We start from the raw sequence: 19,050 nt of genomic DNA, 5'->3' as shown, positions 1-19,050 counted from the left end.
GTGTAGGGTGGCGGCGGTCCTGGTCACCGACGGCGAGCAGCGCGCCGCGCTCGCCGCCGTTCGCTCGCTGGCGGCGGCCGGCCACACCGTCTTCGTCTGTTCGCCCCGCTCCCGCTCCCTGGCCGGCGCTTCGCGCCACTGCCGTGCTCATGCCCCGGTCCCCGACCCGCTCACCGAGCCGGCCGCCTTCGTGGCCGCGGTGCGTGGGCTGATCCGCCGGAACGGCGTGGACGTGCTGCTCCCCATCACCGAGCCCTCGCTGCTGGCCCTGCTCCCCGAGCGCGAGACGCTGGGCGCCCTCCTCCCGTTCGCCGGCCTCGCGGAGTTCGAGCGGATCTGCGACAAGGGGGCGGTGATGGAGGCCGCGCGCGCGGTGGGGATCGGCGTACCCGCCCAGCTCCGCGTGGAGAGCGTGGAGGAGGCGCGCGCCGTGGACCCGGGGGCGCTGCGCTTCCCCCTCGTGCTTAAGCCCTCCCGCTCGGTCGTCTCGGCGAACGGGAAGCGGGCGAAGTCGTCCGTCGTGCACCTCCGCGACGGGACCGCGCTGCGGAGCGCCCTGGACGCCCTTCCCCCGGGTGCGTACCCCGTGCTCCTGCAGGAGCGGATCGTGGGGCCCGGCGTGGGGATCTTCGTCCTCCTGTGGGAGGGGGAGGTCGTCGCCGCCTTCTCGCACCGGCGCATCCGGGAGAAGCCGCCCTCGGGAGGGGTGAGCGTCTACCGCGAGAGCCACCCGCTGGACCCGGCTCTGCTGGAGCGCTCCGTGGCCCTGCTGCGGGCGTTCGGGTGGCAGGGGGTGGCGATGGTGGAGTACAAGCTGGATGCCGCCACCGGGAAGGCGTACATCATGGAGATCAACGGGCGCTTCTGGGGGTCTCTACAGCTCGCGCTCGACGCGGGGGTGGACTTCCCCGCCCTGCTCCTGCAGGCCGCGGCCGGCGCGCGCCCCGCGCCCGTCACCAGCTACCGGACGGGGGTGCGGCTCCGCTGGACCCTGGGCGAGGTCGACCACCTGATCGCCCGGATGCGCCGCTCCCGCGAGGAGCTGGCCCTCCCGGAGGACGCCCCCGGCCTGGGCGGCGCCGTCGCGCAGTTCGTCGCGGCGTTCGGGCCGGGACGCCGTGGCGAGGTCTTCCGCGCGTCCGACCCCGGCCCCGCGCTGCGCGAGGCGCTGGACTGGCTCCGCGGGCGCTGATCCCTCGCGGGGGCCCGGAGCTGCAGCCTCGGGGAGAGGCGCGTCCCCCGGCGCCACGCCTGCAGCCACGAGTGCCGCTCGCACGCTTCTCCAGGTGTGGCGCCACTTCGCCACGTATGCCTCGTCAGGGGCGGCTCCAGGCCGGTGCCCGCCTACGCTCCGGAGGATTGCGTGCTCCAGCGAGTCGGGGTCGAGGCCGGCGAAGATGGCGGAATCGGCGAACACCCTCCGCGCGACGGGATCGTCGGCGATCACGGGATGCTTCCCCAGGGCGATCGCCTCGTAGGCGCCGCACGGGAGGCAAGCCGGCTCGGAGGTGAGGACGACGATACAGTCCGCTGCCTCGAGGAGCGCCCAGTACTCCCCCTCCGGCAACCTCCCCGGAAGGCGCGCGACGCGTTCCAGAGCGCTTCGGAGCTCCGGGGCGACGGCCGCCGGATCCCCCGTCAGGACGGGAGCGACCCGCCCACCCAGGCGGCGGGCCGTTTCGAGGATCAATTCCAGCGGTTCGTCGGCGGCGTACGAGCAGACGAACACCACCTGCCGCGGTTGGATCCACGAGGGCGGCGGTGATCCCCCCGGCGGGGGTTTCGGCAGCGGGTCGGGGAGGATCAATGCGGCCACCCCCAGGACGCGCTCGGCGAAGCGGGCGTCGGTCTCGTTGGTGACCACCACCGCACGACAGGCCGCCAGGACCCGGCGCTTGACCGGCAGGATCGCCCACCGGAGCCACCACGGGCCCGAGCGGCGCAGGGCCTTGCTGTGCACGTCCGTCGCGATCCGCACTCCGCGCCGGGAGCCGAGCAGAGCGTAGGCGGCCAGGACGGCTCCCAGCGCGAGCGAGAACTGGAACCAGACCACCCGAGGGCGGGCCGACAACAGGTAGGCCGCCGTCCGCACGGCGCCGAGCAGGTGGCGGGCGGCTCCGGAGCGGTGCGCCACCATCGTCACGCGCTCTACCCCGAGGGCGGCGGAAAGCGTGATGGAGCGCCGCGAGTCGTTCCAGGTGACGAACGCGCCGGGGGAGTGGCTGGGCATCACGCCTGCACCCGAACGAAGGTCCAGCACGATGCCCCGCCCCGGGAAGTCTCGATCGGCCACTCCAGTGCGACCGCATCCTCCCGCTCGCCGTACCCCGCTGCGTATCCGCCGTACCGCTCGCGGTACGGGCCCACCGAACTCCCCCAGCTCCGCACGGCCGCCGAGCCGCCGGGAAACCCGATCCGGCCACGTTTCCCGTCGGTCGCGAGCGTCGCCTGCGGGTGCAGCGGCATCCTGGAGAGAGCCGGACGGCTCTCCTGGCTCGCCACGCGGTCGCGGATGGCCAGCCCCCGCGGAAGCGGGATCCAGGATCGCGCGTGCTCGAACCAGTGCTCTCCCCGGCGCCACCGCTGTACGGCGTGAAGCGCTGTTCCCAGCGGTCCGGCGGGCGTGCGGACCAGGTTGGGAGGAGGCATGATCCGGCTCCACCGGAAGAAGCGGGAGAGAACGCAGGACGGGCGGTGGGGCCAGCGGATCGTGGCGTGGGCTTCGGCGAGCTTGAACCACGTGGCCGCCTCGGTGTCCGCGTAGAGGTAGGTTCCCGGGTCGGTGATCAGCTCGTGCCCGTTCACCAGGAGCGAAAACGAGAGGGAATCGGCGTGGCCGTGTCCCGGATTCAGGGAGTAGCCCATCTCTCCTGCGTCCACGACGAGGGAGAAATCCAGGTCTCCGGTGCGCCAGCGCACCACTGCGATTCCGAAGTGGGGCATGCTCACGGAGCGCTCCCGTGGGAAATCCACCCCTCCCAGGCCCTCCGTGACGTCCTCGACGGGTGTCTTTCCGGAAAACGTTCGACTGATGTCGCCGAGACGGAACGGGGCGCCCCCGGCGAGCATCCCGGCCAGCGCGCCGCGCGCCTTCGTCAGCGCCGGGCCCAGGCACGCGGCGAGGGCGCCACCCCGGCGGGAGTCCACCTCGCAGATGACCGTTGCAAGGCTCAGTACCTGGGCCTGGTAGTGCGGCGAGCGCTCGACGTGTCCTCCGTCCGGAAGGAACTGGCGCTCGAACCTGCCCACGAAATCGCTGCTCATTCGGTGCGGAAGCGGGCTCCCGTCGTCGAGGAGGAAGTGTAGAGCCGCGCGTCCCGCGACGTTGACCAGCTCGTGGTTCCCCGCAGGCTCCGCCACGGCGCCCCAGGCGAGCGGCCTCTGGTGCGCCGCAATGAAGTTGCGCAGGCGCCCCTCGAGGTCGGGAAGGGAGAGCCCCACGGGCCGCAGCGCCTCGCTCGCACGCAGGAAGGAGACGAGCCGCAGCGCAGCCGTCGAGGTATCCCATCCCTCCGCCGGCCGATGGCCGACCAGGCGGATGGTGTGCTCGACGAGCCCCCCGATCCGGTCGTGGACTTCCGGAGAGCGCGCCGTCCGCTGCACCTCCGCGAGGGCCGGAAGAACTCCCCGCAGACGGAGCTGCTCATGGACCAGCTCCGGGTCGCCGGCGCACGGAGGTGGATCGTAGGAACGGCCCTGGAGGACGCCGGCCGCCCAGCGGCACGTGAACGAGTCGTACGCGGCTGGAAGGTCCGTCGGGCCACCCGTGCCCGTCGGCGCAGGAACGAGCGGCAGAAGCTCGCCGGGGGCCCGTCGCAGGCTCAGGCCGCCCCGATAGCCGAGACGGACCGCGCGCTTTGCGCTCTCGCGGACCCGCGCCGCCACTACCGTCCAGTCTCGCCCTCTGTCGGAACCCGGGAAACCGCTGGCGGATGTGCCCATGGAGCGGGGGGGCAAGAGGTGGCAGGAGGGCGTTGAAGGCACTGCGGACGACCGGGCACCAGGCCGCCTCGGCGAAAGCCGCTGCGGCACGACGCCCGTGCGGGAACCTCACGTGCTACGGCAGCTCACGCGGCGCGAGATTCCTGCGCAGCATCCTCCGCGCCAGCGCCCCGACCCCGAGACCCACCAGCGCGGCCGCCAGCGCGGGGAGCGGGGTCGGAAGGAGCCCCGCGACGGGAGGCACCAGGAGGAGGCCCGTAGCGACCGAGGCGGCGGCCAGGAGCGCCTGCCGCCGACCGCGGATCCAGAACCCCGCCGGCACCCAGAGTGCCGCGAGCCACGCGAGCCCGATCGCCCCCCGCACGCCGCTGCCGAGGGAGGAGAGCGCCAGGAACACCCGCCAGGTGTCGGTGACGGTGAAGCCGACGGCACACGAACGGGCCGCGTTTACGGAGAAGCAGTACCCCCGCCCCGCGCGGGCGACCTCCATGCGCAGGGGGTCGCCCGGCCGGACGCCGTGGAACGCACCGGGGAGGCGGAGGCTGGGCCGGTCCATCCCCAGGGCGAGCCCCACCGTGCGGAACTGGAACACCGCGTCCTCCCGGTCCGCCCCCAGCAGGACGATCTCGCGCTCCTCGTCGTCGTAGATGCTGAAGATGGGCGCGAGCGCCGGAACCGGCGGACCGGCGACCGCGGAGACGCGGACCGGCGCCCCCTCCTCGAGCAGCACACGAAGCCGCTCCGATTCCGCTCGCATCTGCCGCGAGGGAACGTGAACCTCGCCGACGTACGCCGAGGTGACGCGCCCGCGGTAGCTTTCCAGGTGCCCCAGCTCCGCCGTCCACTGGCCCGCATAGACGTCGCGCGACGGCCGAGGAGAGAGGAGAAGTCCTCCGGCAACGAGGAGGAGGAGTGGCAGCACCAGCGCGCCGGCCAGGAGGCGTCGTGCACGCCCCGGTCCCGGGTCGATCCACGCCGGAGCCGAGCGGAGCAGCGCGGCGCCCAGGACACACCCCAGCGTGTTGAAGAGCAGGTCGGACAGGCTCGCGTCCCGCCCCGGGATCAGCGACTGCAGGAACTCGATCCCCCCGGTGAACACGCCGCCCAGGAGAGTCGCGGCCAGGAGGGTCGCGCCGCGGAGAGCGAGCCCCGCGCCCAGCGGCATGAACAGCAGGACGTTGAGGATCGCATCGGCGAGCCCGCGGTCGCCACAGAACAGGCAGAGCGTCAGCCCCGCGGACCTGTCGCTCGTGGGGAACAGGGTCAGCGACGCGATCACGAGCACTGAGACGATCGCCAGCACGGTGCCGGCCCTGCGCACACGGCGAGAGGGCCGAGCCGGCCCCCGCGGAACGGAAGTCAACGTGTGGACGAGGCTAGCGGGAGAGCAGGCCGGAGGTGCGAATCTCGAAGTTCTCCAGCGATGCGCCCGCGGGGACGTTCGACCGGGGGAGCGCGTGGGACCGCGCCTCCGTCCAGCGGGGCGGCATCCACCCACCCTCCACCCGGAACGCCCCCTCGTACCCCGCCCGCCGGGCCGCCTCTTCCACCGCGGGGGAGGTCAGGCCGTAGGGATAGGTGAGCCACGGGAGCACGCCCAGGAAGCGCTCGCGCAGCCAGCGGAGCGGACGGACCAGCTCCTCCTCCAGCTCCCCGGGGCGGAGCGCCGTGAGGTTGGGATGGGTCCAGGTGTGTGCGCCCAGCGTGATCCCCCCGGTCCGGCAAGCGGCTTCCAGCTGGACCTCCGTCGCCCCCGTCTGGTGTGGCGCCACCTTCCCGATCGGGTGACCACGCTCCGCGGCCCAGCGCCGGATCTCGACGTCGCATCCGCGCAGCTCGGTGAGGCAGCGGTCCCGCAGCTCCGGCGCCAGCCCCGCGTCGCCCGGCAGCGCCAGGACGTCCCACCAGAAGGACATCCCCCCGAGGAACCCCGGAGTGACGAAGATCGTCGCCGGCAGACCGCGGCGGGACAGCTCCTCCACCCCTGCCGTAACCGCCCCCTGGTACGCGTCGTCGAACGTGATGACCACGCGGGGCCGTCCGCCCCGCGGAGCGGCGGAGAGCGACGACAGCGGAACGACGTCGTGCGTGCGCTGGACGAGGTCCAGCTGCCGCGCGAACTCCCGCTGGGGGAGGTGGAGGCTCCGGTCTCCCTCCCACGACTCGCCGTCCGGGACGATGTTGTGGTAGGCGAGGACGACCGCGCCGGTCCGGCGGCAGACCCGCGCCAGCCGCGTCAACCCGCTCCGGCAGAGGACCTTCTCCGCCGACAGCTTCAGAATCCTGCGCAAGACGAGATCGGGATGAGAGTGGACGGGGAGGCGGCCCGGCAAGCTAGCGCCCCGGCTCGGCGCGGCCAAGCCGCACGCGTCAGTCGCCGCCTCCGGCGAGCCGCACCGCGGGCGCCCCGATGGCCACCGGCGCGTCGCGCGGCTGCTTCCTGCCGTACGGGAAGCGGTCCTTGAGCCCCAGGAAGTGCTTCTCGAAGAGGTGCCAGCTGGCCATGGAGAGCACGATCGTGATGGCGAACGCGGCCGTCATGAAAACGGCCTGCGCCGGGACGGGAACGCCGAGGACGTCCACCGGCCCGCGGTCGACGAAGCTCCGCTGGAGGACCCGGTGCACGACCAGGTGGAAGACGTACATCGAGTAGCTGTAATGCCCGAAGAAGCGGAGCACCGGGTTGGCGAACGCCCGCTGCAGGCGCGATCCGGGCTCCGCCCCCACCGCCGTCACCAGGACGCCGGCGAAGAAGAAGCCCACCACGGTGAGCCCCACCGTCAGGATGACCTCGTCGCGCGAGCCCAGCCCGCGCCAGAAGTGCAGTCCCACCAGGGCTCCCGCGGACAGGACCAGCACCGGGCTCCGCCAGCGCAGCAGGGCTTCCCATCCGCCCGGGGACCGGACCACGAGCGCGATCAGGGCGCCCATCGCGAGGGCGTCCATCCGGGCCGGCGTGAAGAAGTACGCCCAGAAGAGGGCCCCGACCCCGTACACCACCACCAGCCGGACGGCGAGCGCGGCCACGATCATCGCGCAGCAGAGGAGGATCAGCCGGCGGCGGGGGAGGAGGAGGACCACGGCCGGCCACACCAGATAGAACTGCTCCTCGATGGCGAGCGACCAGAAGTGCGTGGTGAACGGCGCCTCCGATCCCGGCCCCAGCAGCACGATCTGCAGGTTGGTCATGTAGAGCCAGCCCCACGCCTGCTGCGCGGCCGGGCTGTGGAGGTCCACCCAGTCCGGCTGGAAGAGCCACGGCGCGACGAAGAAGCGCAGCGCGAGAAAGCCGAAGTAGAGCGGGAAGATCCGCAGCGCCCGGCGCGCGTAGAAGCTCCGGAAGTACCCCTCGTCGCTCCGGCTGTCGTACAGGATCCCCGTGATCAGGAACCCGGAGAGCACGAAGAAGAGGTCCACGCCCGCCCACCCGCTCTCCACCACGTACACGTACGCGCGCCCCAGGGGGGTGTCGGGGCTGTCGAGCTGGAAGTGGAGGAACATCACCATGAGGATGGCGACACCCCGAAGGCCGTCCAGGGCCGGGATGTGCCCCCTCCAGGGCGTGGGGTTCGCCAGCCCGGGGGTGGGTGCGGCGGAGAGTCGCTGATCGCTCATGTTCTCGTGTCGCCAGGGAGTCTGCCACTCACGCGGCGGCCTTTGTCCACTGGACAAGCATCCGGCGTTCCATCCTCCTCCGGCGGCAAACACGAGGTCCGCGGCGTGGGAACGTCCCCGCCACCCGTGCGGGTTGTTGCATCCACACAACATTCGCGGCGCCCCTCCGTCGGTTCTCGAGGCGGATCCGGGCTTTCGGCCGCGGGAGCCGTGCGGCGGCCGTGGCTCGCCGCATGCAAAGGAGACGCGGTGCGACCCACCGCTCCGGAGCCGAAGCGAGCACCCGGCCCGAACCGCAACCCTCGTGACCATGCCCCGAGTCAGCGTCGTCGTCCCCGCCTACAACTACGGCCGCTACCTGCGCGAGGCCATAGAGAGCATCCAGGTGCAGGACGTCGACGACCTGGAGATCGTGGTGGTCGACAACGGCTCCACGGACGACACCCGGGACGTCCTCGCGTCGATCGACGAGCCGCGGATGCGCGTGATCACGCTGGAGGTGAACCAGGGGCTCAGCGGGGCCTTCAACCGGGCCATGGAGGAAGTGCGCGGGGAATACGTCGCCTACCTGGACGCGGACGACCGCTGGCGGCCGGGGAAGCTCAGCCGCCAGCTCGAGCTGATGGAGAGCGAGCCCGAGGTGGGGGTGGTCTTCTGCAACTTCGCCTGGTTCGACGAGCAGGGCGTCCGATCCCGCACCCAGTTCGACATCTTCCCGCGGATCCGCGATATCCCCACCGTCCCAACCCGCGCGGGGGGAGGCCGCCGGATCACGGGCGACGCCTTCACCACCTTCGTCGAGTTCGCGGACCCCCCCGTCTGGCTGCAGTCCATGCTCTTCCGGCGCGAGGTGCTGGACGGGATCGGCCTGGCACCCGGGATGCGGCTCGCCCAGGACACGCACTTCGGGCTGCGGGTGTACCGGCGCACCGTGGCCGCCTACATCGAGGACGCGCTGGTGGAGGTGCGCCGGCACGGGAGCAACCTGACCCGTGACATTTCCGAGATGAAGCACGCGAAGCTCCGGGCATTCCGCATGCTGGAGGAGGAGCCGCTCACCCCGGAGCAGCGCGCGGCCCTGCGGCGGCGCATCGGCTGCGCGTTGGTGGACTCGGGCCAGGCGGCGCTGAAGCAGCGCCGGCCCCTGCTCGCCGTCCAGGCGTTCGGGCGGGCGCTGGGCTACAGCGGCGTTCGCGCCCGCGCGCTCAAGAACCTGCTCGGGCTCCCCGTCCACCCGGTTCTGTTCGAGGACCTTCGCGGGAGCGTGGCGCCGTAGGGATCCCACGGCGCCCGCACCCCCACTCCCACCCCGAAGACCAGCCCATCCGCCATGCTGCACGACGCACACGATCTCCCCTCCGGAGCCGTTCTCGAGGCCGACATCTGCATCGTCGGGGCCGGGCCGGCGGGCATCGCGATCGCCCTGGAGCTCGCCCGCCGCGGGGTGGACACCTGCGTGCTGGAAGGCGGCGGGACGGAGCCGGACCCCGCGGCGCAGTCGCTCCACGAGGGGACGGTGCGGGGAGACCATTACCCTCCCCTGGCGGAGACCCGCTGGCGCCAGCTCTGCGGGACCACGCACCTCTGGAACACGCGGCTGGGACCCGCCCATGGCTTCCGCGCCGCTCCGCTCGACGCCATCGACTTCGAGCGGCGCGACTGGGCGCCCTACAGCGGATGGCCGTTCGGGCTGGAGCACCTGGAGCCGTACTACCGGCGCGCCCAGGAGTTCTGCGCCCTGGGGCCCTACGCCTACGGGGGCGCGAGCTGGGAGACCCCGGAGGGCCCCCAGCTCAAGCTGGATCCGGCCGTCTGCAACACCTCGGTATGGCAGTTCACCCCGCGGGAGCGCTTCACGGAGGGGCTTCGCGCGGAGATGGAGCGCTCGCCGCGCGCCGCGGTGTGGCTGCACGCCAACGTCACCGAGCTGGAGACCAACGAGACGGCCGGCGAGGTGTCGCGCGTGCACGCGGCCACCCCGGAGGGGAAGGCCTTCAGCGTCCGCGCGCGCACGGTGGTCCTCGCCACCGGAGGGATCGAGAACGCCCGCATCCTCCTCCTCTCCAACCGGGTGCAGGAGGCGGGGATCGGCAACGGGCACGACCTGGTGGGCCGCTACTTCATGGAGCACCAGGTGGTCTCGGGCGGGATCCTGACCCCCCGGGACCGGGCGCTCCTGGACACCGCCGCGCTCTACGACGAGCGGCCGGTGAACGGCACCTGGGTCATGGGCCAGATCCGCTTCACGGAGGAGCTGATGCGGCGGGAGCGGCTGCTCAACCTGAGCTTCGCCCTCTACCCCCGCCACCCGCGGCACGAGCGGATCCGGACCGAGGCGATCCACTCCTTCGAGGCGCTCGCCCGCTCGGTGCTCCGGCTCCGCCCCCCTGCCGAAGTGGGAAGGCACCTGCGCGAGGTGCTGCGGTCCGCGGACTTCGTCGCCGCGAGCATGCTCCGCAAGGCGTCCGGGCAGCGGCTCTTCAGGTACTTCGTCCCCGGCCCGGACCTGGTCTCGGGCGACGGATGGTCGGCGCTCCCGGACAAGCAGCGCCGCTTCGGCGCCTTCGCGGTGCTGCTGCACACCGAGCAGCTCCCTCACCCGGACAACCGGGTGGTCCTCTCGGAGGAGCGGGACCGGCTGGGGTGCAGGCGGCCGGAGCTGCAGTGGCGGTGGCGCGACGAGGACCGCGAGAGCGTCGCGCGGGCGCAGCGGATCTTCGCCGACGAGGTGGAGCGCGCGGGGATCGGGAGCTATGCGCCGCTTACCGACGACGAGGGGCAGCTGGTGCTGCGCGCCTCGGGGCTGCACCACCACATGGGAACCACGCGCATGCACCCAGACCCGAAGCAGGGAGTGGTGGATGCCGACGCGCGGGTGCACGGGGTCGGGAACCTGTACGTCGCGGGCTGCTCCGTCTTCCCGACGGGAGGGTACATCAACCCGACGCTCACCATCGTGGCAATGGCGCTGCGGCTGGCGGACCACCTGGCCGACCGTGCCAGGTCCACCCCCGCGGTGGAGGCGTCCACCGTGGCGCAGGAATCCTGAGCGCGACTCCCGCGGGCGGGTGAAGAGAGGAAGGGCCCCGCGGCACGACCGCGGGGCCCTTCGCGCTCAGGTGTAGCTCCGGCTCTCCAGGAAGCGCTCCAGCTCGCCGACGTTCTCGAACTCGCTGAACTGGTTCCCGGTGAACTGGACTCCGAACTCCTGCTCGATGCTGAACATCAGGTTCACGTGCGCCAGCGAGTCCCACCCGGGGACGTCGGCCGCGGTGGTGTTCTCGGTCAGCACGATCCCCTCGTCGTCCAGAATCGTACGGAACACCTCTTCCAGGCGCTCGTGCACGGTCATGGGATGATTCTCCCCTCGCTGTCCGGGTGAGGCCGGCGCGGCTCGCTCAGGCCGGGATCCTTGCGTCGGGTGCGGCGGCCTCGCGCCCGGGCTCCACCACGGAGATGAACCCGTTCTCGATCGCCCCCCGCGCCGGCAGGTCGTAGCGCCAGGTGGTGGTCCCCCCCGTGTCCTCCAGCAGTTCGAAGCCGAACCGCGCGAACACGTCCTTCACCATGGCGTTCTTGGCCGTGGGGACGTAGGTGCCCCGGAGCGAGGTGCACCCCAGCTCCGCGGCCCGCCGGCAGAGCTGCCCCAGCATCTCCGCCTCCACGGTGCGCCCGATCACCCGGCAGCTCATCAGCCAGGTGTCGACGTCCAGCACGCCCCCCCGGCGGAACGCGACCATCACCCCGACGAGCCCGTGGTCGGCGAAGCAGTCGCGCAGCCGCAGGGAGAAGTGGACGCACGCCGGGTCCGCCATGAACCGCTGGAGCTGCGCGGGGCCGTGGCGCCGGGTGGTGAGGTTGAACTGGTTGGACTTGGCGATGAGCTGCGCGATGCGCGGCAGGTCGAAGGCGTTGAAGGGCTGGACGACGGCCTCCATCCGCAGGCTCCGGTGAAAGTCCTCCAGCGAGTCCGCCGACGCCTCCAGGCTGGCGAGGCGCGCGCGCGCCCGGTACTGCGCGGCGCGCTCCCGGTCCTCCGCCGTCAGCGAGGCGGCCTCGAAGCCCACGTACTCCGAGAGGCTCCGCGCGTACCCGGCGGGGTCGGCCGGGAGCGGCACCACGTCCACCTCCGGGAGGAAGCGGCGGATCACCTGCCGCTCCGCGGGGTTGTCGTCCACGAACGTCACCGCGTCCAGCCCGATGTTGAGGGTCCGCGCGATGGCGCGGATCCCGTCCGCCTTGCTCTCCCAGTTCGCGACGAACGCCGGGACGTCCTCCAGCCGGATGCGCATCGCGGGGTGCTTCTCGAACGGCTCCCGGGCCACGGCCTCGTCGTTCTTCGAGCAGACGGCCAGGATCACGCCCCGGTCCTTCAGCCGGGAGACGTATTCCTGGAAGGCCGCGTACGCCTCCCCCTCCGCGTCGCCGCCCAGGCGGATCCCCGCCAGCCCGTCCTCCCCGATCACACCGCCCCAGAGGGTGTTGTCCAGGTCCAGGACCAGGCACTTGCGCGTCATCCCCAGCTCGGCGGCCAGGACCGCGGCGGTGTGCCGCGCCAGGAGAGGGAGCGCGTCCAGGGCGACCGCCTGCTTGGCGTGGTGCCAGTAGCGGGGGTCGAACCAGCGCTGCTTCCCCACGTAGGAGGCCAGCCGGTCGCAGTCCACGATGGTGACCGCGCTCCCGGCCTCGTCGCCCAGGCGGTGGTTCAGCGCCTGGGTCATCCGGTAGCGCGACCCGGGGAGCCGGGCCGCCAGGTGGCCCAGGGGGACCTCGGGCGGGATCGCGAAGTTGTGCTGTACCACGCGCGCCGCCGAGCGCCGGGCAACGGCCTCCCAGAGCCCCGTCCAGCGGCGCAGCTCCGCCTCGACCTGCTCCGCGGGAGCGTCGCTGTGGTCCGGGAGCGCCACCTCTCCCTCGTGGACGGCCAGGAGGACGAAGTCGGGGCCGAACGCGTACGTCGCGCTCTCCGGGTCGAGGATCTCCTGCCGGTACTGCCCGTACGCGGCCTCGTGGACCTCGAGCGCCACCCCGCGCCGCAGCGCCGCCAGCCGGAGGAGCGGCCCGAGCTGGGCCGTGGTGTAGCTGCCCAGGAGCGCGACCCGGGCGGCCCGGAGGTGGGGCGCGGCGGATCCACACTTCTGCACCAGCGTGGCCGCCGCGTGCCACGCGGCGAAGTCGTCCCCGGCGTCCACGACCGCGGCAGCCCACCGCAGCGCCTCCGCCTCCTCACCCAGGGACCGGTAGCACCGGGCAAGGCGCAGGCAGAGCGCCGCGGGGGGCGTCTCCAGGGCGCTGGCGGCGGCGAGGTAGGCCTCCACGGCCCCCGGGAGCTGGCCCTCCTTCCGCAGGCGGTCTCCCGCCGCGAGGCCATCCGGTGGGGCGGGGCTCGAATCCATTGGACCTCCGTGCGCTCCAGTCTGGCTCACGACGCGCCCACCTCCCGCTGGAGGTCGGCCGGCTGCGGGGGCTTCGGCGCGCCCGGTGCAGCGGGCGGCTGAACCACCCGGGGAGGGGGCACCACCACCAGTGCGCCGGGCGGTACGCTGGTCATGACCACCGCGTTCGGCCCGATGCGCGCACCGTCGCCGATGGTCACCCGGCCGATGATGGCCGCGCCCGCACCGACCTCCACCCCCGCCCCGAGCGTCGGGGCGCCCCCGCGCCGCATCGACACCCCGCCGATGGTCACGTTCTGCCGGATGGTGCAGCCGTCGCCGATGACGGCGTCGGGGTGGACCACGATCCCGCTCTGGTGGCTGATCCTGACCCTGCGGCCCACGCGGGTGGACCTGGGCAGCTCGATCCCGTAGACGTTGCGGACGAAGACGTGGCACAGGTCGTGGAGCACGCTCAGCGGCGCCCGCAGCACGCGGGGGAGGCCGAGCACCGCGTTCCCGAACCGGTGCACCGCCAGGGCCTGGAAGCCGGGCTTGGACCACGACGCGTCGTTGGCCCGGAAGTCTTCCCGGATGAGTGCGAAAAGACCGCGCATGGGGGTCGTTCAACCGGCCGCGGCCTGCAGCGCCCGCTCCGTCGGGGCCGCCGCGGACGCGAAATACAAGTTCTGTTCCGCGCGCAGGCGGTCGCTCAGGCGCCCTTCGGGGAGCTCCACGTCATCGTACGTCAGCACCGCGTCGCGGGGGAGGTCGCGCAGCAGGCGGCAGCCCTCCGCCAGCCCGATGGGGAGGAGGCGCTCCAGCGCCGTCGTGTCGGAGTTCTCGGCCAGGCCGTAGGTGTGATAGCCGCCCAGCCCGTCCAGCACCTCGCCGGCCTTCAGCTCCACCTTGGCCGCGGTGACCACGTCCACGCACGGTGCGCCCAGCGGCTCGATGGCGGCGTCCCCGAAGAGGACCGCCCGGGCCACCGTGTTGGGCACCTCGAAGTGGCAGAGGTGGTAGGGCGTGTAGAAGCAGTAGAGCGGCCCCTCTCCCAGCTTGTACAGGTTGAGGTAGTGCTTCTGGATGGGGTGGTCGTGCGTACCCAGCACGAACACGCCGGGCCCGGGGGCGGCGCCCACCACGTAGTCCACGATCCCCGGCCCCTCCAGCAGCTCCTCCAGCGGGTAGAGCCCCACCGTCTCGGTGATCGGCGTCCCGGTCTCCACCGTGGGGCCGAACATCCCCCGCCGGGCCACCCGCATCCCCGTGGCGTTGGCGACGATGGCCTGCTCGAAGGAGATCTTGGTCCCGTCCGCGAACGAGGTGACCATCTGCGGGTTCTGCCCCCACTTCTCGGCGAACCCCTTCTGCGTGGTGGGGTTGCGGTAGGGGTCGTGGAGCCCCTTGATGTTGCCGCACAGCACCGGCCGTACCCCGAGCCCCTTCACGAACCGGTACAGGTTCATGATGACCCCCGGCTGGTCGCCGTCGGAGCCGGTGAGCACCACCCCCGCCCGGTCCGCGTGGACCTTGAGGATGGCGCCCACGGTCCCGTCCAGCTCGGCGTTCATGGTGACCACGTGCTTGCCGTGCGCGATGGCCTCCATCACCACGTGCGCGCCGAACTCCACCGCCCCGGTGACCTCCACGATGCAGTCGATCCCCTCCGCCCGGCAGAGGAGGAGCGCGTCGTCGGTCACCGCGCGCTCCCCGCGGGCGATGGCCTCCTCCAGCGCCGCGACCGTTTCCACCACGCGGGGGCGCTCCACGCCGGCCTCGCGGTACGCCCGCTCCGCCCCTGCGAGGGTGCGGTTGGCGATGGCCACCAGCTCCATTCCGCGGACGTAGTTCACCATCTGCAGCGCGACGCCGCGCGCCATGAAGCCCGCGCCCACCATGCCCACGCGGATGGGACTTCCCTCCGCCGCGCGCCGCTCCAGGGCCTTGTCGACCAGGATCATCGGACCGGTATCCTCCGGGTGTGTCGTGTGCCCGCCCTAGCGGGCGGCGGGGGCCTGCAGCTGCGCTCCGCGCAGGGGCCAGCTCCGGTCCTTGTCGGAGATCACCCGCGGCTCCGCGGGCCAGTCGATCGCCAGCGCCGGGTCGTCCCAGCGGATCCCCTGCTCCGCCCCGGGGGCGTAGAACTCCGACACCTGGTAGGTGACCTCGGTGTCGTCCTCCAGGGTGATGAAGCCGTGCGCGAAGCCCTCGGGGACGTACAGCATCCGGGCGTTCTCCGCCGTGAGGTCCACGCCCACCCACTGCAGGTAGGTGGGGGAGTCCGGGCGCAGGTCCGCGATGACGTCGTGGATCGCCCCGCGGGTGCAGCGCACCAGCTTGGCCTCGCGGAAGGGCTCCACCTGGTAGTGCATCCCCCGCAGCGTCCCCCGGCGCGGGTTCCACGACATGTTCGCCTGGGCGACGTGCGGCATCAGCCCGTGCTCGCGGAACTCCCGCTCGCAGTACACCCGGGCGAAGAAGCCTCGGTCGTCCTCCCGGCGCTCCAGGTCGATCACGTAGGCGCCGGGGAGGCGCGTCTCGGTGAAGATCATGCGGCGGCCGCCTCCTCCAGCCAGAACAGCTCCTCCCCCAGCTGCCCGGTGCCGAGAAGGTGCTGGAGCTGCTTGAGGCGGGTGAAGGTGCGGTGCTGGAAGATCTCCGGCGTCATGCCGATCCGCTCGAAGATCCCGCGCAGCTCCTCGGCCCCCGCCTGCACGTCGCGCCGGCAGCGGAAGGCGGGGAGCCGCTCCGTGATCTTGTCGAAGGAGACCCGGTAGCTCCGGTTGTCGCCGTCGCTGCTGCCGAAGGTGAGGGCGCACCCCGGGAACACGTCCGCCACCACGCGCGCCACGTCGCGGACCTGGTAGTTCTCGCGCGAGTCGCCCACGTTGAGGATCTGGTTGTGCACCGCCTCGCGGGGGGCCTCCAGCGCCGCGGCCACCGCCTCGCAGATGTCGCCCACGTGCACCAGCGGGCGCCAGGGGGAGCCGTCGCTCGTCATGCGGATCTCGCCCGTGGTCCAGGCCAGGCCGGAGAGGTTGTTCACCACCAGGTCGAAGCGCATCCGCGGGCTCGCCCCGTAGGCGGTGGCGTTGCGCAGGAAGGTGGGCGAGAACTCCTCCGCGGCCAGCGCGGACACGTCGCGCTCCACCCGCACCTTGCACTCCGCGTACGCGGTCTGCGGGTTGGGGGCGGCGGTCTCGTCCTTGAGGTCGCCCGTGCCGACGCCGTAGACGCTGCACGACGAGGTGTAGACGAAGCGCGACACCCCCGCGCGGCGGGCCGCCTCGGCCAGATGGACGCTCCCCAGGTGGTTGATGCGGAAGGTGATGTCCGGGTTGAGCTGCCCCAGCGGGTCGTTGGAGAGCTCGGCCAGGTGCACCACGGCGTCGAAGCCGGCCAGGTCGGCCTCGCCCAGCCCCCGGATGTCGCGCCGGAGCATGGGGACGGAGCGGAGCCCGGCGTCGTACAGCACCGCGTCCGCGTAGAAACCGGTGTCCAGCCCGACCACGTCGTGCCCGCGCTCCGCCAGCAGGGGGGCGAGCAGCGAGCCGATGTACCCTTCCGCGCCGGTGACGAGGACTCTCATGGGATTGCCTGGACAGGGGGGGTCGGTTCGGGCGCGGCCGCGATGACCTGCGCCGGGATCCCGCGCGTTGCGCCCACCGGCGCGGACACGATGGTGATCAGCTCGGTGGCTCCGGGCGCCCCGTGCACCTCGCGCGCCTCCTCGGTCTGGTCCGGCCAGACCTTCCAGGGCGCCTGGCCGCTCTCCCAGAGCTCGGTGAGCACCGTCTTGTCTCGCAGGGTGTCCATGGGGTGCCAGAACCCGGTGTGCCGGAAGGCGGCCAGCTGGCCGTCGCGCGCCAGCCCCTCCATGGGCTCCCGCTCCCACACGGTGTCGTCGCCCTCGATGTAGTCGAACACCTGCGGCTCCAGGACGAAGTAGCCGCCGTTGATCCAGGCGCCGTCGCCCATGGGCTTCTCGCGGAAGCCGCCGACCCGGTCGCCGTCGTCGCCCAGCGTGAACGCCCCGAAGCGGCCCGGCGGCTGAACCGCCGTGAGGGTGCCCAGCACCTTCTCGCGCCGGTGGAACTCGATCAGCTCGGTGACGTTCACGTCACTGACCCCGTCGCCGTAGGTCATGCAGAAGGTCTCGTCCCCGACGTGGTCGCGGATGCGCTTGATGCGCCCGCCCGTCATCGTGGCGCCGCCGGTCTCCACCAGCGTCACGCGCCACGGCTCGGCGCCGTTGCGGTGCACCTCCACCCGGTGGTTGCGGATGTCGAAGGTGACGTCCGCCACGCGCAGGTAGTAGTCGGAGAAGTACTCCTTGACCACGTAGCCCTTGTAGCCCAGGCAGATGACGAAGTCGTTGATCCCGTGGGCGGAGTACGTCTTCATGATGTGCCACAGGATGGGCTCGCCCCCGATCTCCACCATCGGCTTGGGGCGTACGCTGCTCTCCTCGCTGATCCGGGTTCCGAACCCCCCGGCCAGGATCACTGCTTTCATGATTGTGCGGTGGTCTGAAGGGCGAGTCCGGCTCCCACGGCGGTCGCGCCGCGGAGCCGGCGGTCGATCTGGTCAAAGACGTGCTCGGCGAACGGCAGGGCGCAGGTGAAGGCGGGGGAGACGGCGTTCAGCACGTGGAAGGAGCGGCCGTCCCCCTCGTAGCGGAAGTCCATCTCCAGCTTCCGCTCCCGGACGTTCACGAGCTGCGCGCGGATCCCCGGCTTCCCCCAGCGCCAGCCCAGGCCGGAGACGGGCTCCGCGGCCAGCTCCGAGGCGAGCCGCACCAGGGCTCGCTTCCACGCCTTGGGGAGCTCGCGCCGGGCCAGGGAGCGGAACTCGAAGTCGTCCGCGCGGAGCAGCCCCGCCACCCGCAGGCCGACCTCCATGAACTCGTCCCAGCGGAAGCCGCCCAGCCCACCGTAGTGCTCCCGCCAGAGCGCCGGGAGCGCGGTGGGCCCGATCTTGGCGCGGCCGTCCACCGTCACGGTGAAGTGGACCCCCAGGAAGGGATGGCGAAGCTCCGGGACCGGGTACACGTGGCGCCGGAAGAAGCCCCTGCCGGCGTCGGCGTACAGGTAGAGCCCCCGGAAGGGGAGGATGCGGTAGTCCGCCGAAAAGCCATAGTCCCGCGCGATGCGGTCGGCGTACAGCCCGGCGGCGTTGATGACGTACCCCGCCGGGACGGTGCCGGTGGAGGTGAGCACCCCATCCGGCGTACGCCCCAGGTAGCGGGTGCCCGGCCGGATCTCCACGCCCGCCGCTCGCGCGTCGCGCACCAGCGACGCCATCACCTCCGCGGGATCCACCGAGGCGGTGCTGGGGCTCCAGAGGGCGCGCTCCACGGTGCGCGCCCGCGGCTCCAGCTCGCGCGCCTCCTTCTCCGTCACGTCGTGCAGCTCCACTCCGTTGGCGCGCGCGCGGCGAAGCAGCTCGTCGAGCCCCGCGTGCTCCGCCCCGGACCGCGCCACCACCAGCTTTCCGCAGCGGTTGATGCGAAGGCCCCGCTCCTCGCAGTACTCGCTCCAGCGCCGCTGCCCCTCGCGGGTGAAGCGCGCCTTGAGGCTGTCCGCCGTATAGTAGAAGCCCGCGTGCAGCACCCCGCTGTTGCGTCCGCTGGCGTGCAGCCCGCAGGCCTCCTCCTTCTCCAGGAGCGTCACCCGGGCGCCGGGGTGGCGGCGGCGGGCCTCCATCGCGAGGGTGAGCCCCACGACGCCGCCGCCGATCACCAGGAAGTCGGTCGCTGGGGTTGCCATTCCCATGGAGCACGGTTGAGGGTCCGGGACGCGGAGAGGGGTTTCGGCGTCCGCGCGCAGCGTCCCCGGACAGACGGGGCTGACGTGCGCACGAGACCGGAGGAATCACATTGCGTGCCTGCCGGAGCGGGGCGGCGGAGGGTCAGGGGGCCCCGGATGCTCTTGGGAATTTCACGTGCGCGTCCCCGGCATGTCCCCCGGAGTGCGGTGCCCGCGCAACAGGTGTCGTCCGGGGCGGCGGGACGGCGGGCCGCCGCAGAGCGGAGCCGCGCGACACTTGCGCGTCGCACCGGCTGAATGGTCCGCAGGGCATGCGGGATGGGAGGGGGACGACCGGAGGGGATCGG

Annotated in this window: 15 protein-coding genes; 3 read left to right on the top strand and 12 right to left on the bottom strand. The window is 72.4% G+C overall.

The annotated features are described in order from the left end of the window. The coding region (locus VGR37_22380) for an ATP-grasp domain-containing protein (protein HEV2150162.1) at nt 1–1,192 on the top strand (1,192 nt) is incomplete at its 5' end. Nucleotides 1,193–2,229: 1,037 nt separating this feature from the next. Here the strand turns inward: VGR37_22380 and VGR37_22375 are convergent. The 4 genes from VGR37_22375 to VGR37_22360 all read right to left on the bottom strand — a co-directional run bounded on the left by VGR37_22375 (nt 2,230) and on the right by VGR37_22360 (nt 7,557). Beyond that, a complete protein-coding gene (locus VGR37_22375) occupies nt 2,230–3,603 on the bottom strand; it encodes a heparinase II/III family protein (GenBank protein HEV2150161.1) in 1,374 nt (457 codons plus the stop codon). Between the two features lie 454 nt (nt 3,604–4,057). Next, on the bottom strand, nt 4,058–5,245 hold the full coding sequence (locus VGR37_22370; protein HEV2150160.1) for a VanZ family protein: 1,188 nt from the start codon (nt 5,243–5,245) through the stop codon (nt 4,058–4,060). A 73-nt stretch (nt 5,246–5,318) separates the two neighbouring features. Further along, on the bottom strand, nt 5,319–6,233 hold the full coding sequence (locus VGR37_22365; GenBank protein HEV2150159.1) for a polysaccharide deacetylase family protein: 915 nt from the start codon (nt 6,231–6,233) through the stop codon (nt 5,319–5,321). Nucleotides 6,234–6,312: 79 nt separating this feature from the next. Next, the gene (locus tag VGR37_22360; protein ID HEV2150158.1) at nt 6,313–7,557 is read right to left on the bottom strand and encodes an acyltransferase; all 1,245 of its coding nucleotides are present in this window, start codon (nt 7,555–7,557) and stop codon (nt 6,313–6,315) included. A 310-nt stretch (nt 7,558–7,867) separates the two neighbouring features. Here VGR37_22360 and VGR37_22355 point away from each other — a divergent pair, with 310 nt between their 5' ends. After that, nucleotides 7,868–8,833 (top strand): glycosyltransferase family 2 protein, encoded by a 966-nt coding sequence (locus tag VGR37_22355; GenBank protein ID HEV2150157.1) that lies wholly within the window; start codon nt 7,868–7,870, stop codon nt 8,831–8,833. Nucleotides 8,834–8,887: 54 nt separating this feature from the next. Next, nucleotides 8,888–10,606, top strand: coding sequence for a GMC family oxidoreductase (locus VGR37_22350; GenBank protein HEV2150156.1), 1,719 nt, complete (start codon nt 8,888–8,890; stop codon nt 10,604–10,606). Nucleotides 10,607–10,672: 66 nt separating this feature from the next. Here the strand turns inward: VGR37_22350 and VGR37_22345 are convergent, their stop codons facing one another. Genes VGR37_22345 through VGR37_22310 form a run of 8 tightly spaced genes read right to left on the bottom strand, consistent with a single transcriptional unit; the run spans nt 10,673 to nt 18,703 of the window. Next, nucleotides 10,673–10,909 (bottom strand): acyl carrier protein, encoded by a 237-nt coding sequence (locus tag VGR37_22345; GenBank protein ID HEV2150155.1) that lies wholly within the window; start codon nt 10,907–10,909, stop codon nt 10,673–10,675. Between the two features lie 46 nt (nt 10,910–10,955). Then, the gene (locus VGR37_22340; GenBank protein ID HEV2150154.1) at nt 10,956–12,953 is read right to left on the bottom strand and encodes an HAD-IIIC family phosphatase; all 1,998 of its coding nucleotides are present in this window, start codon (nt 12,951–12,953) and stop codon (nt 10,956–10,958) included. Nucleotides 12,954–12,979: 26 nt separating this feature from the next. Further along, nucleotides 12,980–13,549: a hypothetical protein gene (locus tag VGR37_22335; GenBank protein ID HEV2150153.1), complete on the bottom strand. Its 570-nt coding sequence runs from the start codon at nt 13,547–13,549 to the stop codon at nt 12,980–12,982. A 9-nt stretch (nt 13,550–13,558) separates the two neighbouring features. Beyond that, on the bottom strand, nt 13,559–14,896 hold the full coding sequence (locus VGR37_22330; protein HEV2150152.1) for a Gfo/Idh/MocA family oxidoreductase: 1,338 nt from the start codon (nt 14,894–14,896) through the stop codon (nt 13,559–13,561). Between the two features lie 36 nt (nt 14,897–14,932). Further along, the gene (gene rfbC / locus VGR37_22325) at nt 14,933–15,487 is read right to left on the bottom strand and encodes a dTDP-4-dehydrorhamnose 3,5-epimerase (protein HEV2150151.1); all 555 of its coding nucleotides are present in this window, start codon (nt 15,485–15,487) and stop codon (nt 14,933–14,935) included. Beyond that, nucleotides 15,484–16,524 (bottom strand): SDR family oxidoreductase, encoded by a 1,041-nt coding sequence (locus VGR37_22320; protein ID HEV2150150.1) that lies wholly within the window; start codon nt 16,522–16,524, stop codon nt 15,484–15,486. Before VGR37_22320 ends, rfbC begins: the two co-directional genes overlap by 4 nt. After that, the gene (gene rfbF / locus VGR37_22315) at nt 16,521–17,450 is read right to left on the bottom strand and encodes a glucose-1-phosphate cytidylyltransferase (protein HEV2150149.1); all 930 of its coding nucleotides are present in this window, start codon (nt 17,448–17,450) and stop codon (nt 16,521–16,523) included. The genes VGR37_22320 and rfbF overlap by 4 nt, the downstream gene beginning before the upstream one ends. Further along, nucleotides 17,447–18,703 carry an FAD-dependent oxidoreductase gene (locus VGR37_22310; protein HEV2150148.1) on the bottom strand — a complete coding sequence of 419 codons (1,257 nt, stop codon included), beginning with the start codon at nt 18,701–18,703 and terminating at the stop codon, nt 17,447–17,449. The genes rfbF and VGR37_22310 overlap by 4 nt, the downstream gene beginning before the upstream one ends. Nucleotides 18,704–19,050 lie beyond the last annotated feature (347 nt).

The organism is Longimicrobiaceae bacterium, assembly GCA_035936415.1.
GTDB lineage: Bacteria > Gemmatimonadota > Gemmatimonadetes > Longimicrobiales > Longimicrobiaceae > JAFAYN01.
The sequence above is the reverse complement of the archived record's forward strand: the minus strand, read 5'-3'. Positions and strand labels throughout refer to the sequence as shown.